Source organism: Faecalibacter bovis (genome assembly GCF_017948305.1).
In the GTDB taxonomy this organism is placed as follows: domain Bacteria; phylum Bacteroidota; class Bacteroidia; order Flavobacteriales; family Weeksellaceae; genus Empedobacter; species Empedobacter bovis.
Genome location: NZ_CP072842.1, coordinates 276,889 through 294,970, shown reverse-complemented (window position 1 = coordinate 294,970; position 18,082 = coordinate 276,889). Strand labels below are relative to the sequence as shown.

Sequence of the window (18,082 nt, the reverse complement as noted above, 5' to 3'; positions counted from 1 at the left end):
TTTAAACCAATTTTAAACATCAAAATAACGTTGATTAAGATAGGTTGTAGGATAAGGCATATCCGAACCTTCTTTGCGTTTGATGTCTTTTAATTTTGAGATATAAAGCAAGGCTTTTACCTTGTCTTCAGTTGTCATTTTTTTCCAACAATTCTCTGCCATTTTCTTTTTACCGACTTTGTAATCGTAATCACTCCAAAAGCGGTCAAAACTTAAATCCGTTGGGATTTCTTGTACAAAGAATTTATCCGTTTTTGTGTTCACCCATTTAGTAATGTAATCAACATTCTTTGGGATGTTATCATAGAAGAAGTTTAGGGTGTTTTTATCCTTTACGGCTTCATAATCCCAATCAATATTTTTTAGGTTGCCATTAATAGTAAAAGTGTAGATGATTTGACCTTCAAAAAAATCACTTGTTAGTATAAATTTCTTTCCTATCATTAGTATTTAAGTTTAGTCCAGTGTATTATTTTTCCTTCGTAAGAACCATTTATCATTTTCGATTTAAAATAGGTTTTAAACGCTTCTAAGCTTTCAAAACCATCATTTAATGCCAGTTGTTCTATTTGTGCTTCAGTCTTTATGTAACCGTCTATATTTACGGTAAAACCGAATCCTTCAGGCTCGTCTTCATCAATGATATAAATTTGCTGAATCGAGTGGACAAAAAGTGTCGGTGTAAAAATAAACTCGTTAAATTTTCCTTTGTTCACAACTAAAACAACCTCGCTATCTTCTTGTAATGTTCCTAGCTTCCTTCTAATGGTATGATACTTTGCACAATCTATTCTTACATTGTCCTCCATCTCATCCCAATCCTTACCAAATTGCTCCCTATATGCATCCGAAAACAGATGGAAATAGTACTCGCATCTTGGTATTTCTTCACGAAAAAAGCCTTCCCATATTTTATAAATAAAGTAGGAAGGCTTTTCGTTTATTGTTTCTGTAAAATCTATTCTATTCATTAGTCCAAGCAAAATCTATAATTCCTTTTGGTTCTTTAGTTTTACAAATCTGTTCTAAATAATCTCTGATTTCAATGTATAATTGATCTAGAGAATCTGAATCGTTAAAAACAGCTTTAGTGTATTTCTGAGATAATTTAATTAAGTGTTTAAATTCTTCTTCAGTAATCTCAAAAATTGTGTTATCATAGGTAATTAGTCTCATGTCAATCTTAAGTTTTCGTTTAAATATCTATCCAATTCACCATAAAATTGTATCACTTTTAGATGATAATAATTCTTGGTATCTAAACCATCAATTATATCTGTTATATCTCTATATAGGATATAAGCTTCATGGTATTTTAGCTGGATAGATTTTAGGTTAATTGCTATTGATTTTGATTGAAGTTTGATGAATAATTCACCTCGCAACGATTTGATTAGTTTTTCTTCCTTATTTTCAATGAACGTCTGATTTAGACCGTTTACTGTAATGTTGATTAAAGATGCAATGAGATCGTAATCAACTTTTACTTTTAATTTTCTCATTTAAAACAGTTGTATTTGATTTGTATTTGTTTGTTTTTTAGCTTCTAAATCTTTTAACTGCTTTTTGGCATTTATTCCTAGATAAGCATCATAAGTCCTTTTACAGATGTTGAATTCATCTTCTATGTACTTATGATAGATTTCTTTAAAATATAACCCTTGAGCACGGTGTTCAAGGGTTATTTGCTGAACCTTGAGAACCCTTTTTAAGAAATTTTTTCTATGATATGCCATATTGTGGACTGAGTTTTTATATCTTTGCCTTGGTCTAGGGGGCTTGGGATATATTCTCAGGTCCTTTTTTAGTTTCTGCTTAAGTTTGGAAAGCGGTTTTTCTTTGTCCACGCTTTGGTTCCTACTTTGGTAGCAGACTTTAAGAAATTACGTTCTAATCCTCTGAATTGTTTGATTAATTGACTCAATTCATCTTCAGAATACTTGTATAATTCCTTTTTCAATATACTTTTAGTAAGCATCCACTGGTTAAATCTGTCCCAAGATTCAGGATCTTTAATACCAGTACGAGTTGCAATTGCTAAAACAATACTTCGTTTGTCTCTAATTGCCATCAGATTTAGATATTGGTTCGACATAATTTTAAAGTTTATTGGTTGATTTGTTCCTGCCAAGGACTCGAACCTTGGAGTTTGCCAATCAGGAAGGTATTTTTAGGCTTTTACTAATCGTATCGTTTTGCCTTCTCTTTTATATTTTCTGCCACTTTGTAAGCTTTGCTTTTCTTGTTGGTGGGCTTTTCAAGCAAATGTTTTGCAGATTCTAATCGTTCGTTATTTGCTTCAAATGATAAAAAATTGCTTCTATTTACTAACATATTCTACTTGTTTACAGGTGTAAAACCAAATTTCGAATTCCATTGAATAGTGTTTAAATGTTGTTTAAACTTCTTCATTTCCTCATCCGTTAAAGGCTCTGTTTGAGGGTTCCATTTGCCTTTTTCCTTCAATACAGTTTTACCATTGATGATGTACTGCTTATCTGTTAATCTTGTTACTGTGATACTCATAATTTTTGTGATCCTTTATATGATAAATACACTAGCGTTCCTAATCCTGCTAACCAAATCATGGCTACTAATACTAAAACTTCTTTCATTATAAGCTTGAGAAGTTTAAAGAAATATCATCCCATTTTTTAGTATCTGGATTCTTGGTATAAACTCGAATATACTTTGCAGATCCTACTACTGTCTGACAATCGTACAGCTTATTAAATTCTGAGCTTAATTCCTCGTCTCCCAATTCTCTTACTTGCTTTTTTGCTTTTGCTAAAAGCTTTGGATCATATTCTCCTTTAGAGTTTCTCATTAAGATGCCATCCAATAGGTTATAAAATCCCTTGTTACGTCCTTCGAACTTTTTACGGAAAATATCTCTGATCGAGTTGATGTGAACAATGGCTTCATCTGTAAAGGTGAAAAGCTCTCTTTCTTCGATGATTAGACGTACATTTTCGTTTTCTAATTTGAAAGATTTGGCTTGTTTGACTGCTTTCCCTTCAATTTCGTACATCAATCGGTTAAAGTTCTCAGCGTGTGTAATTGCTTCTTTCTTTAAATCCTTCAGAATGATCTGTACATCTTTGTATTTCTCAACAACCTCATTTAAGAAGTTGTTTTTATCGGTGAAATAAGCATCTTTACGTTGTTGGGCTTTCTTCAGCTCGTCTGCTTGCTTTTGATTTGCTAATGCCAATAATTCTTCTACTGACATTTCACATGCTGGCTTATTTAATACTGCTTCCATTGGTATTTTGTTTATTTAGTTTTTTAATCAATTGTATAATCAGGTAAAAACCTCCATTTATTAATGCCCATAAGGCTAAAATCTGAGCTAATTCTGTTATGATTTTCATTGCTTTGCAGAATTTCTACCATCAATTACGAAATCTGATTTTATTTTTTTACAATCAGTAACTTCAAATTTTGTAGATTCTCTTTTTATTCTTAAGGAATCAAAATCAATCCCTTTAACAACCTCTTTTAAAGCTAATTCTTTGGCTGTTGTAGGTGTTTTAGCTATTACTAATCCATTGATGAATGTATTCTTGAATGTTGGATTAGTTATTTTGACTTTTACACTATAAAAATTCATATCCTTATGCTTTTAATTGAACTGATGTATTAATGATCTTCTCTTTTACGATTTCACCTGTATAGACTTTCGTAATTTTGCCGTTTTCGTTACGATAAACCAGCATCATTTTAGATAAATAAAGTGTTCCCATTAGATTTCAAATAACTCCGTTAATAATTCAGTTGTAATTGGTTCGTTGCTTTTTTCAGATTCAATTAAAGCAGCTGTAATGATGTTTTTTAAAGAATCAAAGTCCCTAACACGTGCATTAAGCCAATTCACTACATTTTTACTTTCAATCCCTACAGTATCACAGATTTTCTGTATATCCTCAGAAATATCAGGGTTAAAAAACGTCCATCCGAACGACCATCTTCTATTAACCTGGATAAATCCTTGTTTACGTTTTGCTGCATTTTTAGAAAGCATCTTTTCAACATCAATTCCTAATACTACTACAGGAACAACACCTTCTAATTCATCAGCCAAATACTTGATCACTGGGATAATTCCCTTTTTAGAGTTTTCAAACTCATCTATAATTAAGAACGCTTCTTCTTTGTCTTTCAATTTTTTAACAACCTCTTTTAAGATTCGGTTTTTAGTTCCGATTGTTGGTGCATTAAGTTGTTCAGCTAATGAGATTACAAACTCTTTTGTATTGGCTACTTCATCACATTTTACAAGGGTTACAATTTTTGGATATTTCATCTTGTAAGCTTGAGCCGCATAAGACTTTCCTAACCCTGTATCTCCATCAATTCCTCGTCTTTCTTTGTTTTTACGAGCATTTTCAAACGTTAAAATGGCTTGTTTGAAATTGAAGGTGTTAAAATGTTGCCAGTAGGCTTTTTCTAACTTGTAACCAATTGCATGGGCAATTTTCTCATAATACTTGTCTGCAATTAAGGTTGAGCCGTTATACTCAATTCCTCTACCTATTAAATTAACTGTGGCTTTGTTTACACCTGATAACCTTACAATTTCAGGCTGTTTTACACCTCTTTCATCTAAAAAGCGTTGCATTGCTTCAGGAATTTCTTTAGTTCTCTGAATTTGTGTTAATTTTGTCATACGAATTTTTATTAGACTAAGACCATTCGTCTTCATTGAAGTCGCGATCAACACGACGTTTGGTTTTAGTTTGTTTATTATTAAGTTTTTTCGATTCTTTTACTACTTGCGAGCCGTTGTAGCTCTCTTTATTCCCTCCAAATGCCATATTTTGGCTATATCCTAGTTCTTGAAAAGCTTCTTCTAAAGCCATTTGGAACTCATCAATTGCTTTCGTTTGAGCATTTTTACGTCCCATTTGATGGTCTAAACCATTTGCAAACTCATCGTTTAACTCTGCATGAGACTGTACTGCTTTCATTGCTGGTAAGCAAGTCAAGATATATTTACCTTCTAAAGTGTATAAATCGGCTGCATTTTCATCCCAAACCACTTTTACTTTTGCATTAGCTGTATATCCAATGGCTTTGGCAATTTGCTCCGTACCGTTTGCTCCATAATCAGGAATTTCAAACTGATACATTGTCGATTCGTTATAACCTTTCGTTTTAAATACGTTTACAAATCCTCTCATATAGCTTAAATTAACCTCTGTATGATTCGCAAATAAGTAGCGTAATACAATTGGATTAATTGGTTGGCAATTCGGATGAATATTGTGTTCGTATCTTTCGTTTGGTGTTACTTGATCTCGTTGTTTTGTATCATTCCATCTCTTAATTAATTCATTCATTAAGATGCAAGCATCTTCATAACAAGGCAAATCGTCAAGCTTTAAATAATCAGGGTTTGCTTGGCCCTCGATACCTGCATCCCAACTGGTAGAAATGAAAGAACTTATATCTTTTAAACTACGTTTAAACAACCTAAACTGTGTTTCAGCTGGGTTTGCCTGCGAGTTACCACTTTCAATAAATCTTACTTTATTAAAAATCATATTAAGGAATGATCTACTCTCAGCTGACTTAAATGCTCCGTGGTTATCTGCAATAAATTCAAACATGGTTTGATAACCTGTATTCTCAATTGCCATTTTTACGGCATCCATCATCATTTGAGGTGTCTCTTTGTGTGATCCTTTTGGTGCTGGAGCCCAACCCACAATTTTTTTACTAGCGACATCTGTAATTAAGATGACATAAAGCTTCATTGTCTTATGCTTTCCTTTTTTATCTACATAAGAATAGTTGATCGTTCCTGAACCATCAGCACAAAACAAAGAGTGCGCATATTTTAATCGTTCAGCCGTTACATAGGTTTGTACATTCTTTTTATAATGCTCTACACCATGTCTTTCACGTGCTGTTTTGATTTCGTTGTTAAATCGTGATAAATGGTGGCAAAATGTTCTATAAGAAATAGGTTGCATTCCAAATTCTACAATGTCCTTGCAGTATTTATCCTCCCATAAGGAGTGTAAATATTCTTTAGTTGCAGATCCAGGATTCATATATAAGTTGAACATGATCGCTTGATGAATATCAAACTGAAATATCTCTCCAGTTTCTTCACTAAAAATTGGATATTTACCAACTACCAAGGCATTTTGATTGCCATATTTATCCGAAATAAAGAAGTTTAATTGCTCAAGAATATTATCAGTAGGAAACTTATATAAAATTGTGTTTCTTAAATATTCAGCTGATTTTGGTTTAAAACCTTCTAACTGCATTGGAGAAATGATGCTAATGCAAATCGAAAAGAAATCTTGTTTCTTTAAAATTCCTAATGCCTTATAATTATCATTCTCTAATTGCTTTAACATCCAAATACACCAAGCTTTGGCTAATGCCATTTGTTCTGCTTGCTTTCTTGTAAATGTTACATGAGCATCATACATATAATAAGCGATGTCATTATTATTAACTAATACTGAAACTTGACCTATTATCGTATTCTTTATTAAATCTTCTTTTTTTCCTTCATTGGCACTCAGCAGAGCTTCGTACTGTTGTAAAAGCTCATGCTTTGTACCTAATTTTGATCTGTAATGTGTAGGTTTACGGTCTGGGATATTATCATAGTCATAATAAAATTGACCTTTTACCTTAGCCCATCTCCAAGATTTACCCGTTTCAGGCAAATAATCTCCGTATTTATAACCTTTAGAAATGGATTTTTTATACATATTGCGTACACGCCAAGTGTATTCCTCTGAAATTTGACATACTTGCATAATAAGACGTTGAGAAATCCAAAGGCTTTCTTCGTCTTTATACTTGCGTATGATTATGTCGTTATTCAGTAAATTCATTTCTTTTAAGTTGTGTTTAAACTTTGTTCTCAGTAAGGATTCGAACCTTAAAAAATATTGCCCTCTGTTTGTGCGGTGGCAGGCAGTATTTTATTCTTCCATCTTTATATTTTCCGTCTTAACAGTAAAAGATTATACAACCAGTCCTGAGATTTAATTCTTTTTAGTTTTTACAGGGTTCAAGTATTTCTGAAATTTCATTGAACTTTTCAATTATCATTTTTGCCCCTTCAGAATTTTTTTTCCGATCTCCTGTAACAACCTTTTTACAGTAACTAGAGCTATAACCTGTCGCTTTATGAAGCAGATGCCAGATCTTATTGCTTCGAGCGTTTTCTACTATTGTGCTCATATATCAATTATTTATTTTACTTTTGTCTTGTTAGAACAACACAAATATCGAAATAAGTTTCGAATAAAAAAGATTTTTTCGAATTTTTTTTCGAATAAATCGAAAGATTTTTCTAATTAATTGAGTATGACTACAATAAATGAAAGAATAAAATTACTAGTAGAATACTATTCAGGTGGCAATAACAGTAAGTTTGCTAACGAACTGGATATAAGTGAAGCTAACGTTAGAAATTATATTTCTAAGACAGAGCCTAAATTCAGTGTGTTGGAAAAAATCGCAAAAAAATTCGAAATAAGTTTCGAATGGTTGCTTCTTGGTGAAGGTGAAATGCATAAACCAAAAATGCAAGATTCCTTACATAACGAAAATGTAAGAAAAAGTGTAAGTTTTTTAGAAGAAACAAAAAATACAAATAACCTTACACTTTTAGAACCTATACAAGAATATGTATGTAAAATGCCACAAGTGGTAACTGTAGATAAACAGGGTAATGATAATGTCGTATTGGTTCCTGTAAAAGCCCAGGCAGGTTATTTAACAGGCTTTGGAGATCCTACATATATAAAGAAGCTACCTACTTATAATTTACCTAATATAAAGAATGGTACATTTAGAATGTTTCAGGTTAATGGGCATTCAATGCACCCAACGTTGCATGATAAATCCTATGTAGTAGGAGAATGGGTTGAAAATTGGGTAAAAGATATTAAAGATAATAGACTTTATATTGTTGTAGCTGAATCAGATAACGCAGAAGGTGTACTGATTAAACGTGTTTTAAATCGACTTAAGAAATACGGCAATTTATACTTAAAGCCTGATAATAGAAAGGAATATTACAATATAACATTGCAACCTGATGAGATAAAAGAAGTCTGGGAGGTTAAACTGTATCTTGGATGGGAGTTACCTGATCCAGCTATACTGTATGATCGTGTATGCGATTTAGAAGCAGATATAGAATACTTAAAAGATAAGTTAAAAGGCAAAAATTAAATACTACTGCCTTTTAACTTTAATTTTCTTCAAAATATTTAAATCAAAATTAAAGGCTAATTAAAATATTTCGGCAAAAATATCCCTATTCTTCCTATATATTTCGTTTAGCCCCTAATAATGTTTAATTGGTGGTGGTATATTAGCTGCTATCATCGTTTTGGCTTTAGTAATTGGAGGTTGGTTTGTATCTAAATACAACGCAATGGTTCCATTAGAAGAAGGAGTTAAAGCACAATGGTCTAATGTTGAAAATACTTACCAAAAACGTACAGATTTAGTAGATCAATTAGTTGGAACTGTAAAAGGTGCTGCTAATTTTGAGCAAGAAACTTTAACAGGTGTTATCGAAGCCCGTGCTAAAGCTACTTCGACTCAACTAAATTTAGAGGATGCTTCTCAATTAACAGATGATAATATCGCAAAATTCCAAGCAGCTCAAGATCAATTAAGTGGAGCTTTAAGTCGTTTAATGGTTTCTGTTGAAAGATATCCTGAACTAAAAGCAAATCAAAATTTCGTAAACTTACAAACATCGATAGAAAGTATGGAAGCTGAAGTTTTGCACGAAAGAAAAAAATATAACACAGCAGCAGAAGGATTTAACTCACATATCAAAGTTTTCCCTAATAACTTCATAGCAAACTTTGGAGGATTTAAAGAAAAAGGATACTTTAAGGCTGCTGCAGGTACTGAAAATGCACCAAAAGTAGAATTCTAATTATATGGTAAGAAAGGAAAATCCATTTCTATCCTTAAAACAAGAACAGAAAATTGTTGAGGCAATACAAGCTGCCGAAAAAAATACAAGCGGTGAGATTCGAGTTCATATTGAATTCGAATCTTCAACCGATCATTTCCAAACTGCGTTAGAAGTATTCAATAAATTGGGGATGCATCAAACAAAAGAAAGAAATGCTGTTCTTTTTCATGTGGCTCCTTACGACCGTAATTTTACCATTATTGGTGATGAAGGGATAGATCAGGTAACGCCAGATGATTTTTGGGAAGAAATTAAAAACGTAGTCGTTTCTCACTTCAAAGACGGTAAACATACCAAAGGTCTTTGTGTTGGGATTGAAATGGCGGGCGAAGCATTAAAAAAATATTTTCCGTATCAGGAAGATGATCAAAATGAGATATCAGATGAAATTAGCTATAGTTAGTAAATTTTTACTTTTCTTTTTTATAGGGCTTGTTTCTCTATTTGCTCAATCACCTTATGAACTAGTTGAAATTAAAAATCCACCGAAAAAATTAGTGCAAGATTATGCGCAAGTTTTCGATGCGATGCAATTAAATGATCTAGAAAGAAAGTTAGTAGCTTACAATGATTCTACTTCTACACAAATTTTAGTTTTAACTGTAGAATCTCTGGATGGTTATCCATTAGAAATGTTTGCGAATGATATTGGAGAAAAGTGGGGAGTTGGTCAAAAGGGGAAAGATAATGGAATTGTTATCGTATTGAGTGAACAAGATCGTAAAATTACAATTCGTACAGGTTATGGTTCTCAAGTTCAATTTCCACCATCGATCAATAAATCAATTATTGACCAAGTAATTATTCCGCATTTTAAGCAAGGAGATTATGCAGGAGGAATAAACGCAGGTGTTGATGCTATTTTTAGTTATTTTAATGGAAAATATAACGCCGAACCAAAGGAAGCTGAATATGAGGTGGACTGGTTTGGAACATTTATCTTAGTCTTTTTCGTACTTTTTATATTATTTGTAATATTTGGTAGAAAAAATAAAGGAAATGGCGGCGGCGGTGGAAACGGCGGTCATAGACAAAGAAGTTTATTAGACGATATTATTATCATGAATACCGGAAGTTCTATTTTTGGAAGCGGTGGCTTCGGAGGTGGTTCTTCATGGGGAGGATCTTCTGGCGGCGGTGGATTCGGCGGCTTTGGCGGCGGAAGCTTCGGTGGAGGTGGAGCCTCAGGAAGTTGGTAATTTTAAAATTTTTATAATCCAGATTGAAATACTTTCAGTCTGGATTTTTCTTTTTATAGCTAAACAATAATCCTTAATTTAGTTTTCTATTTTAATTTATGGATATTTTAAATCATATATATACAAATCAACGTAGTAATTCGAACGACACTTCAGATGCACGTTCAGAATATCAGCGTGATTATGACCGAATCATTTTTTCGTCTGCCTTTCGTCGTTTACAGAATAAAACACAAGTTTTTCCTTTACCAGGAAGTGTATTTGTGCATAACCGATTAACGCATTCCTTAGAAGTTTCTTCGGTAGGTCGTTCGATGGGAAATTTGGTCGGTAAATTTGTGAAAGAAAATTATCAATTGTCTGACGAATCGTATGACTTTTATAATTACAGTTTGCATGATGTAATTTCAGCCGCTTGTTTGTGTCACGACATCGGAAATCCTGCTTTTGGGCATTCTGGAGAAGATGCGATTGCGTCTTATTTTGATCGTCATGAAGAAGATTTAAAACCATTTTTTACGGAAGCTGAATGGGGAGATTTAATCAATTTTGAAGGAAATGCGAATGCTATACGAATCTTAACTCAACAGCAAAACGGAAAATCTGAAGGTGGATTACGATTAACATATTCAACATTAGCTTCAATCGCAAAATATCCATGTGAGTCGATCGCCAAAGACAAATCTCAATTACATCGTAAGAAATTTGGTTTTTTTCAGGCTCAGAAAGATGTTTTTAAAACGATTGCTCAGAAAACGAATATGATTTTAGAATCAGATTCACCAATAATATATAAGCGTCATCCTTTTGTTTGGTTAGTAGAAGCTGCTGATGATATTTGTTATAGCATTATTGATGTGGAAGATTCGCAACGTTTAGGAATTATCGATCATGATAAATGTAAACGCTTATTTCTTAATTTGGTTGAATCCTTAAATCCGGATCAAATTGAGAAAACAAAATCTACACTTAAATCTATTACTGATAAAAATGATAGAATAGCATATTTACGAGCAAAATCTATTAATCTATTAACTCAAAAATCTGTTGAGGTTTATCAGCAAAATTTTGATTCGATTGTAAAAGGCGAATTTAATACTGCATTATTAGATATTATAAAAGATGAAACAGTGAACGAAACAAAGAAAGTTTTAACTGAAATTCAACGTTTCTCTCGTGAAAATATTTACAATCATCGTTCGGTTTTAGAGATAGAAAATGCTGGTTATAATGTAATGTCAGAATTATTATCGCAATTTATTCCTCCAATTCTTAAAGATGAAGCAGATCGCAAATCATTCGAGAAAAAAGCTTTAAAATTAGTTCCAAATCAATTTTTATATGAAAAAGGAACTAAGTATCAAAAAGTAATGGGTATTTTGGATTACGTTTCAGGAATGACAGATAATTATGCAACAGAATTATATCGACGTATCAAAGGAATTGAAATTGGAATGACAATTTGATCTTAAAATATCAATAAATTCTAAAAAGGAATTAAGAATCAAAATCAAATAAACGAATGAATATCATAGTTAGAGAAGCAATAAAAGAAGATTGTCCTCGAATTTTAGAATTAATCAAAGAATTAGCGTTGTACGAAAAAGCACCTGATGAAGTTACAGTAACTTTAGAGGAAATGGAAGAATGTGGATTTGGAAAAAATCCGGTTTGGGGTTCTTTGGTTGCTGAAGTTGATGGATTAATTGTAGGAATCGCTTTACATTACGATCGTTATTCTACATGGAAAGGACGTCGTTTGTATTTGGAGGATTTAATTGTAACAGAATCGATGAGAGGTGCAGGAATAGGAAAGTTGCTTTTAGACGAATTGATTGTTTACGCTAAAGAAAATAAATACAACGGGATTGTTTGGCAAGTTTTAGATTGGAATGAACCTGCGATCAATTTTTATAAAAAATATAATGCTGATTTTGACTCAGAATGGGTGAATGTATCAGTAAACTTTTAAGTTAAATTTAAAAAACTCGATTCTAACGAATCGAGTTTTTTATTGAGTAAAATATAAATTAAAGATGAATTTTAAATCAAACTTTGATTTTGTCTATAATTGATTATTAAGAAGATTCCGATCAAGATTGTGAAACCCCAAAGCGAACTTCCTCCATAACTAAAGAAAGGCAGCGGAATACCTACGGTAGGGAATAGCCCCATAACCATTGCGATGTTTATAAAATAATGGAAAAATAGAATAGAAGCTACGGAATACCCATAGAATCGAGCAAATTTATTTTTCTGATTTTCGGCCAAGTAAAATATTCTTCCAATAAAAAGCGCATAAAGAATAACAACTCCAACACTTCCTACAAATCCCCATTCTTCACCAACTGTACAAAAAATATAATCTGTCCATTGTTCAGGTACGAAACGTCCTCTTTTGATCGTTCCTTCATTATAACCTTTTCCAAAAAGTTCTCCCGAACCAATCGCTGTTTTAGAATATAATAAGTTGTATCCAGATGTATCACGGTATTTAGCTTCACCTTCATATAAAACCATTACACGTTCTTTTTGGTGTTTTGGAAGCTTTTCGAATATAATAGGTGATATGAAACTAATTGTACTTGTAAACAATAAAACAACAATAGATGTGATGATACTTACAGTCATTACATTCGCAGCAACACCTGATTGTAATTTGAATGGAGATGAGCTAGTTTCCTTCTCGTAGGATAATTTCATAATTACAACAGGAATAAGAGTAATTAACGCACCAAATCCACCAAAAATTAAGGTATTAAAGAAAATAGGTTCACTAAAATATAATGCCCGATTAGGGAATAGATGTCCAAATCCTAATCTTGTTTCTTCGTCTAATTGTCCAATGATATATGCTGAACCAATTAGTAATAAAAAGAAAATGAACAATCCGATTAATGATCCATAACATGCATCTTCAATCTCTTTGTTGTAATTGAATGATAAGATTAATAAAACGATTACCAAAACAATAAATCCGAATACTAATAGAACGTAAAATGGGATTTGAACAATAGAAATAAGAAATATAACTAAAGCAATGATTGGGCTTAGAATAATCATAGGATGAAATCCCTCCCTATATAAAGGAATGGATAACGAACAGAATATGATTACCGAACCTAAATCGGGTTGCATCAAAATTAATGAAATAGGAATTATTACAATTAATGCAATTCTACCTAAAAAAGAAATATCTCTAAGATTTGTCCCCGAATGATTGATTAAATTAGCTATCAATAAAGAGGTTCCAATTTTAGCAAATTCAGCAGGTTGTAAAGAAACTGGTCCAAAGCTGTACCAAGCCTTTGCACCGTTAATTTCTTTACCGACTAATAATACTCCTACGAGCAAAAGTACGGATATGATATAGATAACAGGAGAATAGGTTTCAAAAAAGTTACGGTTATTACCACTAACCACAATCATTCCTAAAATCATTCCTAAACCAAGTGAAAACCAAATTATTTGTTTAATTCCGCGTTCACTATCCACACTGTAGACATTCATTATTCCAAAGATTAAAAGTATTAATCCCAGTATAATTACTGTCCAATCAATTCCTTGTAATAATCTGTTTTGGCTCAATGCTATCTTTCTTTAAGGTGTCGGTACTATCTTTTTTTACAGGTTCTATGTATAAACCTTTTCTTTTTAAGTAATTAATCCATTGACGATTGTATTCGCCTTGGAAATTTCCATTTTTCATCTTCGTCAACATTCCTTGACGTTTGATGGTATCTGTTATATATAATTCGGCTACTAAACTAGTCATTGGACCAGCCCAAGTAGCACCATAATGCGCATTTTCTACAATTGCAGCAACAACAATCCTTGGTTTATCAGCTGGAGCAATCAAAACAAATAAAGAGTGATCTTGTCCTTGTGAATTCTGAGAAGTGCCTGTCTTACCTAATTGAGTAAAATCTTTTACGCTTAGTGCTCGTGCTGTTCCGATTGTAAAAACATTTCTCATCCCGCGTAAAATAGTTTCAAAATGTTTTTGATCAACTAATGTTTTCTTAGGAATAATAAAGTTTGAATCCTTTAGAGGCTGACCTTCAATTTTATGAACAATATGAGGAGTATAGAAAAATCCTTTATTGGCAATAGCTGCTGCAAAATTAGCCATTTGTAATGGCGTTGTATTAATATCACCTTGCCCCATTCCGTTAAAAATAATTCGGTACGGATTCCAAACTCCTTCACCAAAACGATTGTCATAAAATTCTCCGGTTGGGATTAATCCTTTGTTACCAACAGGTAAATCAGTTCCCATAAATTTACCTAAACCAAAGCTGTTCATAATATTTGCCCATTCGTTCATACCTTCGGTATAATCGTTTGGATTTTTTCTAACAATATCACGATAAGCTTCAGAAAAATAATTATTACACGATTTTCCAATCGCATATTCTAAGTTTTGAGGCGAATAATATTTTCCACAGTGACAACCAATTTTCATACGACCGTACCTAAAACCATGTTTACAAGTATAAGTTGTAGAATCAGTCATCGTTCCCATTTGCAAACCAGCCAAAGCAGTTAACATTTTGAAGGTAGATCCAGGAGGATAAGTACCTTGTAAGGCTCTATCGAAAGTTGGTTTTGAAATAGAATCATTGATTAAAGCATTCCTTAATTTTGAATCTAAATAATGGTTTGGATTTATAGTAGGTGCAGAAGCTAAAGCTAAAATTTCGCCACTATTTGGATCAAGTGCTACAATCGCTCCACGTTTGTTTTGCAACATTTGCTCTGCCAATTCTTGTAACCTGTAATCAATCGTAAGGTGAATTGTTTTACCACTTTTTACTTGTCTGTCGTGTAGCCCATCTTTATACGGACCCACAACATTCATGGTACGATCAACAATCCAATTCTTTACTCCTTTTATACCACGTAATTCTTTTTCGTATGATTTTTCAACTCCGGTAATTCCAACGAAATCTCCTGGTTGATAATACGTAGAATCAGTCTTAATATATGATGGACTTGCTTCGTTGATATATCCTAAAATATTACCTGCAGTTTCTACCATATATTTACGTTCAGGACGTTTAATTATGCTAAAAGCAGGGTATAAGTAAAGTTGCTCTTGCATACGAGCATAATCTTCGCGCGATATATTTTTTTTGAAAGGATAAGGCGATAGTTTTTTAAACCCCTCTGTTTTCGTTATTGCATTGATGATAGAATCAAATTGCTTTGTTGTAACACCTACTAATTGAGAAAATTTTACAGTATCGAAATCCTCTCCAATCTTCATTGGAAGAACATTTAATTCGTAAGAATAAGTGTTAGAAACTAATAACTTTCCGTTGCGATCAAGTATATCGCCACGGTTTGGGTAAATAATTTCTTGTTTGATAGACGTGTTAAATGCATTTAACTTATATCTATCAGTAAAAAGTTGTAGGTATGCAAGTCGACCTATAAAAAGAAAAACTATAAATAGGATTAATGTATATACGACTAAGAGTTTTTTCATACCAGAATTTTATTTTTAAATAAAATCTTATAAATAAGTACAAAAATAAAAGTAATACCCGAACTAATCAATGCATTAGTTAATACAGTTAGAATTCCTGTGAATTTGAAATTTTCTAAAAGTAATAACACCGAATGATGAAAAATAATTAGTATAGTTAAATAGAAAATCCATTGTGAGATACTAAAGGAATTGAAATTGAAATATTCCATTTCAAAATTCACTTTTCCAGCTAGTAATTTAATAATAGTATTTCTATAAAAGGCTATAAATGTTAATGCAAAAGCATGTATTCCACCTGTATATTCTAAAATATCAATTGATAAACCTAAAATAAAAGCTAATAATAATAATAGATATCGACTTTGATACGGTGGATAAAATAACACAAATACAACGTAAATATAAGGCTGATAGCTTCCAAGAAAATTAATATGATTAAATATAAATACTTGAGCTAACGCTAATAATAAAATTGTGATGATATTTATAAAAAAATCCTTATTGTACATTGTTTATGATTGTGTCAGATTTTTCAACTTGTTTAATTTCGATTTTATTAAGATTTGTAACAACGTATGCGTGCGATAAATTTCCAAAATCCTGTTTTAATTTAACCTGAATTTTCAATTCGCCTGTAACATTATCATTAGCTTTGCTAATAACTGTACCAATCATTAATCCTTCTGGGAAAACCGGAGATTTTCCGTCCGTTTCAATTGTATCTCCTTTATTTACCTTAATATACTTAGGAATCTCAGTTAATTGTGCATAACGTGCATCTTTTCCATCCCATATTAAAGTTCCGAAATATTCATTTCCTTTAATTCGCGCATTAACACGAATATCTTTATTTAATAAAGAAATAGCTCTAGAATATTTTTGTCCAGCAAAAGTTATAATTCCGATTACACCTTTGTTTGTAATTATACCATCACCTTTTTCAACTCCATCTTTACGACCTTTGTCAATTGTAATATAGTTTTGAGTTTTAATAATAGAATTATTAATTACTTCGGCAGGTATAAATGAATAAGTTTGTTGATACCCTAAAGAATCAACTTTCGTGAATTTTTTTGTGCGCGCGTCTTTAATACCTAAGTGTACTAAACGTTCACGAAGCATAGCATTTTCTTCCTGTAAATCTTTGTTCGTAGAAGGTAAATTTACAAAGTTTGTTACAGCAGCTATTTTATTATTAGTAAAGCCTGTAAAAGATGTACTTGCTTCAGCTAAAATTGTTTCGTGATAGATGTTTTTTCTAAAGACTAAAAACAATGCTATAAATTCCAAAAACACGAAAATAATAAATACACCATTTTTCCTAATAGCGTTTAGAATATATTGCATTGTTCTAGATCTTTAAATATTTTATTTCATTAAGAAAGTAAACTTGTCAATGTTTTTTAAGGCAATTCCAGTACCACGTACTACTGCTCTTAAAGGATCATCTGCTAAGAATACAGGTAAACCTGTTTTTTTAGAAATACGTTGATCTAAACCTCTTAACATAGAACCACCACCGGCCATGTAAATACCAGTATTATAAATATCTGCTGCTAATTCTGGTGGAGTTTGAGATAAAGTCTCCATCACACCATCTTCTATACGTAAGATAGATTTATCTAACGCACGAGCAATTTCTTTATAATTTACAGTAATTTCTTTTGGTTTACCAGTGATTAAATCACGTCCTTGTACAGGCATATCTTCTGGTGCGTGCTCTAATTCTTCCACAGCAGCTCCAACTTCAATTTTCACACGTTCTGCTGTACGCTCACCAATGTATAAATTGTGATGAGTTCTTAAGTAATAAGCAATATCGTTAGTGAAAACGTCACCAGCAATTTTTACCGATTTATCACAAACAATACCTCCTAAGGCAACAACAGCAATTTCTGTAGTTCCACCACCTATATCAATAATCATATTCCCTTTTGGTTGTTGGATATCGATACCAACACCAATTGCAGCAGCCATTGGTTCGTAAATTAAACGAACATCTTTAGCATTTACTCTAGCACAAGAATCTTTTACAGCACGTTTTTCAACTTCAGTAATTCCTGAAGGAATACAGATAACCATACGTAAAGATGGAGAGAATAATTTCCCTTGAATTCCAGGGATTTTTTTTATAAATTCTGTTAGCATAAACTCAGATGCTTCAAAATCTGCAATTACACCATCTTTCAACGGTCTAATAGTTTTGATATCATCATGTGTTTTACCTTGCATGTGTTTTGCTTGGTCACCAACAGCAATAACTTTGTTAGTTCTTCTATGTATAGCAACAATTGATGGGCTGTCAACTACCACTTTATTATTATGAATAATTAGTGTGTTAGCAGTACCTAAATCAATTGCAATTTCTTGCGTGAAAAAATCGAATAATCCCATTTTAAGATATAGATCTGG

Annotated in this window: 24 protein-coding genes; 6 read left to right on the top strand and 18 right to left on the bottom strand. The window is 32.3% G+C overall.

Annotated features, from left to right (window positions below; all coding sequences use genetic code 11):
- Window positions 1-12: 12 nt before the first annotated feature.
- The 13 genes from J9309_RS01430 to J9309_RS01375 all read right to left on the bottom strand — a co-directional run bounded on the left by J9309_RS01430 (window position 13) and on the right by J9309_RS01375 (window position 7,215).
- Window positions 13-444 (bottom strand): hypothetical protein, encoded by a 432-nt coding sequence (locus J9309_RS01430; protein WP_230476677.1) that lies wholly within the window; start codon window positions 442-444, stop codon window positions 13-15.
- A complete protein-coding gene (locus tag J9309_RS01425) occupies window positions 444-971 on the bottom strand; it encodes a hypothetical protein (protein ID WP_230476676.1) in 528 nt (175 codons plus the stop codon). Before J9309_RS01425 ends, J9309_RS01430 begins: the two co-directional genes overlap by 1 nt.
- Window positions 964-1,176, bottom strand: coding sequence for a hypothetical protein (locus J9309_RS01420; RefSeq protein WP_230476675.1), 213 nt, complete (start codon window positions 1,174-1,176; stop codon window positions 964-966). The genes J9309_RS01425 and J9309_RS01420 overlap by 8 nt, the downstream gene beginning before the upstream one ends.
- Window positions 1,173-1,502 (bottom strand): hypothetical protein, encoded by a 330-nt coding sequence (locus J9309_RS01415; RefSeq protein ID WP_230476674.1) that lies wholly within the window; start codon window positions 1,500-1,502, stop codon window positions 1,173-1,175. The genes J9309_RS01420 and J9309_RS01415 overlap by 4 nt, the downstream gene beginning before the upstream one ends.
- Complete coding sequence (locus tag J9309_RS01410; protein WP_230476673.1) at window positions 1,503-1,736, bottom strand: hypothetical protein; 234 nt, start codon at window positions 1,734-1,736, stop codon at window positions 1,503-1,505. It abuts the gene before it with no gap.
- Between the two features lie 68 nt (window positions 1,737-1,804).
- On the bottom strand, window positions 1,805-2,095 hold the full coding sequence (locus J9309_RS01405; RefSeq protein ID WP_230476672.1) for a hypothetical protein: 291 nt from the start codon (window positions 2,093-2,095) through the stop codon (window positions 1,805-1,807).
- A gap of 242 nt (window positions 2,096-2,337) precedes the next feature.
- Entirely contained in the window at window positions 2,338-2,526 is a 189-nt protein-coding gene (locus tag J9309_RS01400; RefSeq protein ID WP_230476671.1) for a hypothetical protein, read from the bottom strand.
- Window positions 2,527-2,614: 88 nt separating this feature from the next.
- Window positions 2,615-3,265 (bottom strand): DUF3164 family protein, encoded by a 651-nt coding sequence (locus tag J9309_RS01395; protein WP_230476670.1) that lies wholly within the window; start codon window positions 3,263-3,265, stop codon window positions 2,615-2,617.
- 105 nt (window positions 3,266-3,370) lie between these two features.
- A complete protein-coding gene (locus J9309_RS01390) occupies window positions 3,371-3,613 on the bottom strand; it encodes a hypothetical protein (RefSeq protein ID WP_230476669.1) in 243 nt (80 codons plus the stop codon).
- Window positions 3,614-3,617: 4 nt separating this feature from the next.
- Window positions 3,618-3,746 (bottom strand): hypothetical protein, encoded by a 129-nt coding sequence (locus J9309_RS13580; RefSeq protein ID WP_262897274.1) that lies wholly within the window; start codon window positions 3,744-3,746, stop codon window positions 3,618-3,620.
- Complete coding sequence (locus J9309_RS01385) at window positions 3,746-4,669, bottom strand: AAA family ATPase (RefSeq protein ID WP_230476668.1); 924 nt, start codon at window positions 4,667-4,669, stop codon at window positions 3,746-3,748. The genes J9309_RS13580 and J9309_RS01385 overlap by 1 nt, the downstream gene beginning before the upstream one ends.
- 16 nt (window positions 4,670-4,685) lie before the next feature.
- Entirely contained in the window at window positions 4,686-6,863 is a 2,178-nt protein-coding gene (locus tag J9309_RS01380; protein ID WP_230476667.1) for a hypothetical protein, read from the bottom strand.
- Window positions 6,864-7,026: 163 nt separating this feature from the next.
- The gene (locus J9309_RS01375) at window positions 7,027-7,215 is read right to left on the bottom strand and encodes a hypothetical protein (RefSeq protein ID WP_230476666.1); all 189 of its coding nucleotides are present in this window, start codon (window positions 7,213-7,215) and stop codon (window positions 7,027-7,029) included.
- A gap of 126 nt (window positions 7,216-7,341) precedes the next feature.
- Between J9309_RS01375 and J9309_RS01370 the strand changes: the two genes are divergently transcribed.
- The 6 genes from J9309_RS01370 (at window position 7,342) to J9309_RS01345 (ending at window position 12,148) form a co-directional block, all read left to right on the top strand.
- Window positions 7,342-8,214 (top strand): LexA family transcriptional regulator, encoded by an 873-nt coding sequence (locus J9309_RS01370; RefSeq protein WP_230476665.1) that lies wholly within the window; start codon window positions 7,342-7,344, stop codon window positions 8,212-8,214.
- A gap of 160 nt (window positions 8,215-8,374) precedes the next feature.
- On the top strand, window positions 8,375-8,935 hold the full coding sequence (locus J9309_RS01365; protein ID WP_230476664.1) for a LemA family protein: 561 nt from the start codon (window positions 8,375-8,377) through the stop codon (window positions 8,933-8,935).
- 4 nt (window positions 8,936-8,939) lie between these two features.
- Window positions 8,940-9,380: a TPM domain-containing protein gene (locus J9309_RS01360; RefSeq protein WP_230476663.1), complete on the top strand. Its 441-nt coding sequence runs from the start codon at window positions 8,940-8,942 to the stop codon at window positions 9,378-9,380.
- The gene (locus tag J9309_RS01355; protein WP_230476662.1) at window positions 9,361-10,176 is read left to right on the top strand and encodes a TPM domain-containing protein; all 816 of its coding nucleotides are present in this window, start codon (window positions 9,361-9,363) and stop codon (window positions 10,174-10,176) included. Before J9309_RS01360 ends, J9309_RS01355 begins: the two co-directional genes overlap by 20 nt.
- 98 nt (window positions 10,177-10,274) lie before the next feature.
- Window positions 10,275-11,642, top strand: a complete 1,368-nt coding sequence (gene dgt, locus J9309_RS01350; RefSeq protein ID WP_230476661.1) for a dGTP triphosphohydrolase — start codon at window positions 10,275-10,277, stop codon at window positions 11,640-11,642.
- A gap of 56 nt (window positions 11,643-11,698) precedes the next feature.
- Window positions 11,699-12,148: a GNAT family N-acetyltransferase gene (locus J9309_RS01345; RefSeq protein ID WP_230476660.1), complete on the top strand. Its 450-nt coding sequence runs from the start codon at window positions 11,699-11,701 to the stop codon at window positions 12,146-12,148.
- A 71-nt stretch (window positions 12,149-12,219) separates the two neighbouring features.
- On the opposite strand, the gene rodA is transcribed toward J9309_RS01345, so the two are convergent.
- Genes rodA through J9309_RS01320 form a run of 5 tightly spaced genes read right to left on the bottom strand, consistent with a single transcriptional unit; the run spans window position 12,220 to window position 18,064 of the window.
- Entirely contained in the window at window positions 12,220-13,764 is a 1,545-nt protein-coding gene (rodA, locus tag J9309_RS01340) for a rod shape-determining protein RodA (RefSeq protein WP_262897273.1), read from the bottom strand.
- On the bottom strand, window positions 13,733-15,667 hold the full coding sequence (locus tag J9309_RS01335) for a peptidoglycan D,D-transpeptidase FtsI family protein (protein ID WP_230476658.1): 1,935 nt from the start codon (window positions 15,665-15,667) through the stop codon (window positions 13,733-13,735). Before J9309_RS01335 ends, rodA begins: the two co-directional genes overlap by 32 nt.
- The gene (mreD, locus tag J9309_RS01330) at window positions 15,664-16,179 is read right to left on the bottom strand and encodes a rod shape-determining protein MreD (protein WP_230476657.1); all 516 of its coding nucleotides are present in this window, start codon (window positions 16,177-16,179) and stop codon (window positions 15,664-15,666) included. Before mreD ends, J9309_RS01335 begins: the two co-directional genes overlap by 4 nt.
- The gene (gene mreC, locus J9309_RS01325; protein ID WP_230476656.1) at window positions 16,169-17,017 is read right to left on the bottom strand and encodes a rod shape-determining protein MreC; all 849 of its coding nucleotides are present in this window, start codon (window positions 17,015-17,017) and stop codon (window positions 16,169-16,171) included. Before mreC ends, mreD begins: the two co-directional genes overlap by 11 nt.
- A 21-nt stretch (window positions 17,018-17,038) precedes the next feature.
- On the bottom strand, window positions 17,039-18,064 hold the full coding sequence (locus J9309_RS01320; RefSeq protein ID WP_121933549.1) for a rod shape-determining protein: 1,026 nt from the start codon (window positions 18,062-18,064) through the stop codon (window positions 17,039-17,041).
- Window positions 18,065-18,082 lie beyond the last annotated feature (18 nt).

What these genes read in the sequence shown, in the direction of transcription:
- J9309_RS01335 (WP_230476658.1), bottom strand. Translation starts at nt 15,667, where the DNA reads ATGAAAAAACTCTTAGTCGTATATACATTAATCCTATTTATAGTTTTT.
- J9309_RS01345 (WP_230476660.1), top strand. Translation starts at nt 11,699, where the DNA reads ATGAATATCATAGTTAGAGAAGCAATAAAAGAAGATTGTCCTCGAATT.
- J9309_RS01360 (WP_230476663.1), top strand. Translation starts at nt 8,940, where the DNA reads ATGGTAAGAAAGGAAAATCCATTTCTATCCTTAAAACAAGAACAGAAA.
- J9309_RS01380 (WP_230476667.1), bottom strand. Translation starts at nt 6,863, where the DNA reads ATGAATTTACTGAATAACGACATAATCATACGCAAGTATAAAGACGAA.
- J9309_RS01390 (WP_230476669.1), bottom strand. Translation starts at nt 3,613, where the DNA reads ATGAATTTTTATAGTGTAAAAGTCAAAATAACTAATCCAACATTCAAG.
- J9309_RS01385 (WP_230476668.1), bottom strand. Translation starts at nt 4,669, where the DNA reads ATGACAAAATTAACACAAATTCAGAGAACTAAAGAAATTCCTGAAGCA.
- dgt (WP_230476661.1), top strand. Translation starts at nt 10,275, where the DNA reads ATGGATATTTTAAATCATATATATACAAATCAACGTAGTAATTCGAAC.
- J9309_RS01425 (WP_230476676.1), bottom strand. Translation starts at nt 971, where the DNA reads ATGAATAGAATAGATTTTACAGAAACAATAAACGAAAAGCCTTCCTAC.
- J9309_RS01405 (WP_230476672.1), bottom strand. Translation starts at nt 2,095, where the DNA reads ATGTCGAACCAATATCTAAATCTGATGGCAATTAGAGACAAACGAAGT.
- J9309_RS01430 (WP_230476677.1), bottom strand. Translation starts at nt 444, where the DNA reads ATGATAGGAAAGAAATTTATACTAACAAGTGATTTTTTTGAAGGTCAA.
- J9309_RS13580 (WP_262897274.1), bottom strand. Translation starts at nt 3,746, where the DNA reads ATGGGAACACTTTATTTATCTAAAATGATGCTGGTTTATCGTAACGAA.
- mreD (WP_230476657.1), bottom strand. Translation starts at nt 16,179, where the DNA reads ATGTACAATAAGGATTTTTTTATAAATATCATCACAATTTTATTATTA.
- J9309_RS01370 (WP_230476665.1), top strand. Translation starts at nt 7,342, where the DNA reads ATGACTACAATAAATGAAAGAATAAAATTACTAGTAGAATACTATTCA.
- J9309_RS01420 (WP_230476675.1), bottom strand. Translation starts at nt 1,176, where the DNA reads ATGAGACTAATTACCTATGATAACACAATTTTTGAGATTACTGAAGAA.
- J9309_RS01355 (WP_230476662.1), top strand. Translation starts at nt 9,361, where the DNA reads ATGAAATTAGCTATAGTTAGTAAATTTTTACTTTTCTTTTTTATAGGG.
- J9309_RS01415 (WP_230476674.1), bottom strand. Translation starts at nt 1,502, where the DNA reads ATGAGAAAATTAAAAGTAAAAGTTGATTACGATCTCATTGCATCTTTA.
- J9309_RS01320 (WP_121933549.1), bottom strand. Translation starts at nt 18,064, where the DNA reads ATGGGATTATTCGATTTTTTCACGCAAGAAATTGCAATTGATTTAGGT.
- J9309_RS01400 (WP_230476671.1), bottom strand. Translation starts at nt 2,526, where the DNA reads ATGAGTATCACAGTAACAAGATTAACAGATAAGCAGTACATCATCAAT.
- mreC (WP_230476656.1), bottom strand. Translation starts at nt 17,017, where the DNA reads ATGCAATATATTCTAAACGCTATTAGGAAAAATGGTGTATTTATTATT.
- J9309_RS01375 (WP_230476666.1), bottom strand. Translation starts at nt 7,215, where the DNA reads ATGAGCACAATAGTAGAAAACGCTCGAAGCAATAAGATCTGGCATCTG.
- J9309_RS01410 (WP_230476673.1), bottom strand. Translation starts at nt 1,736, where the DNA reads ATGGCATATCATAGAAAAAATTTCTTAAAAAGGGTTCTCAAGGTTCAG.
- J9309_RS01395 (WP_230476670.1), bottom strand. Translation starts at nt 3,265, where the DNA reads ATGGAAGCAGTATTAAATAAGCCAGCATGTGAAATGTCAGTAGAAGAA.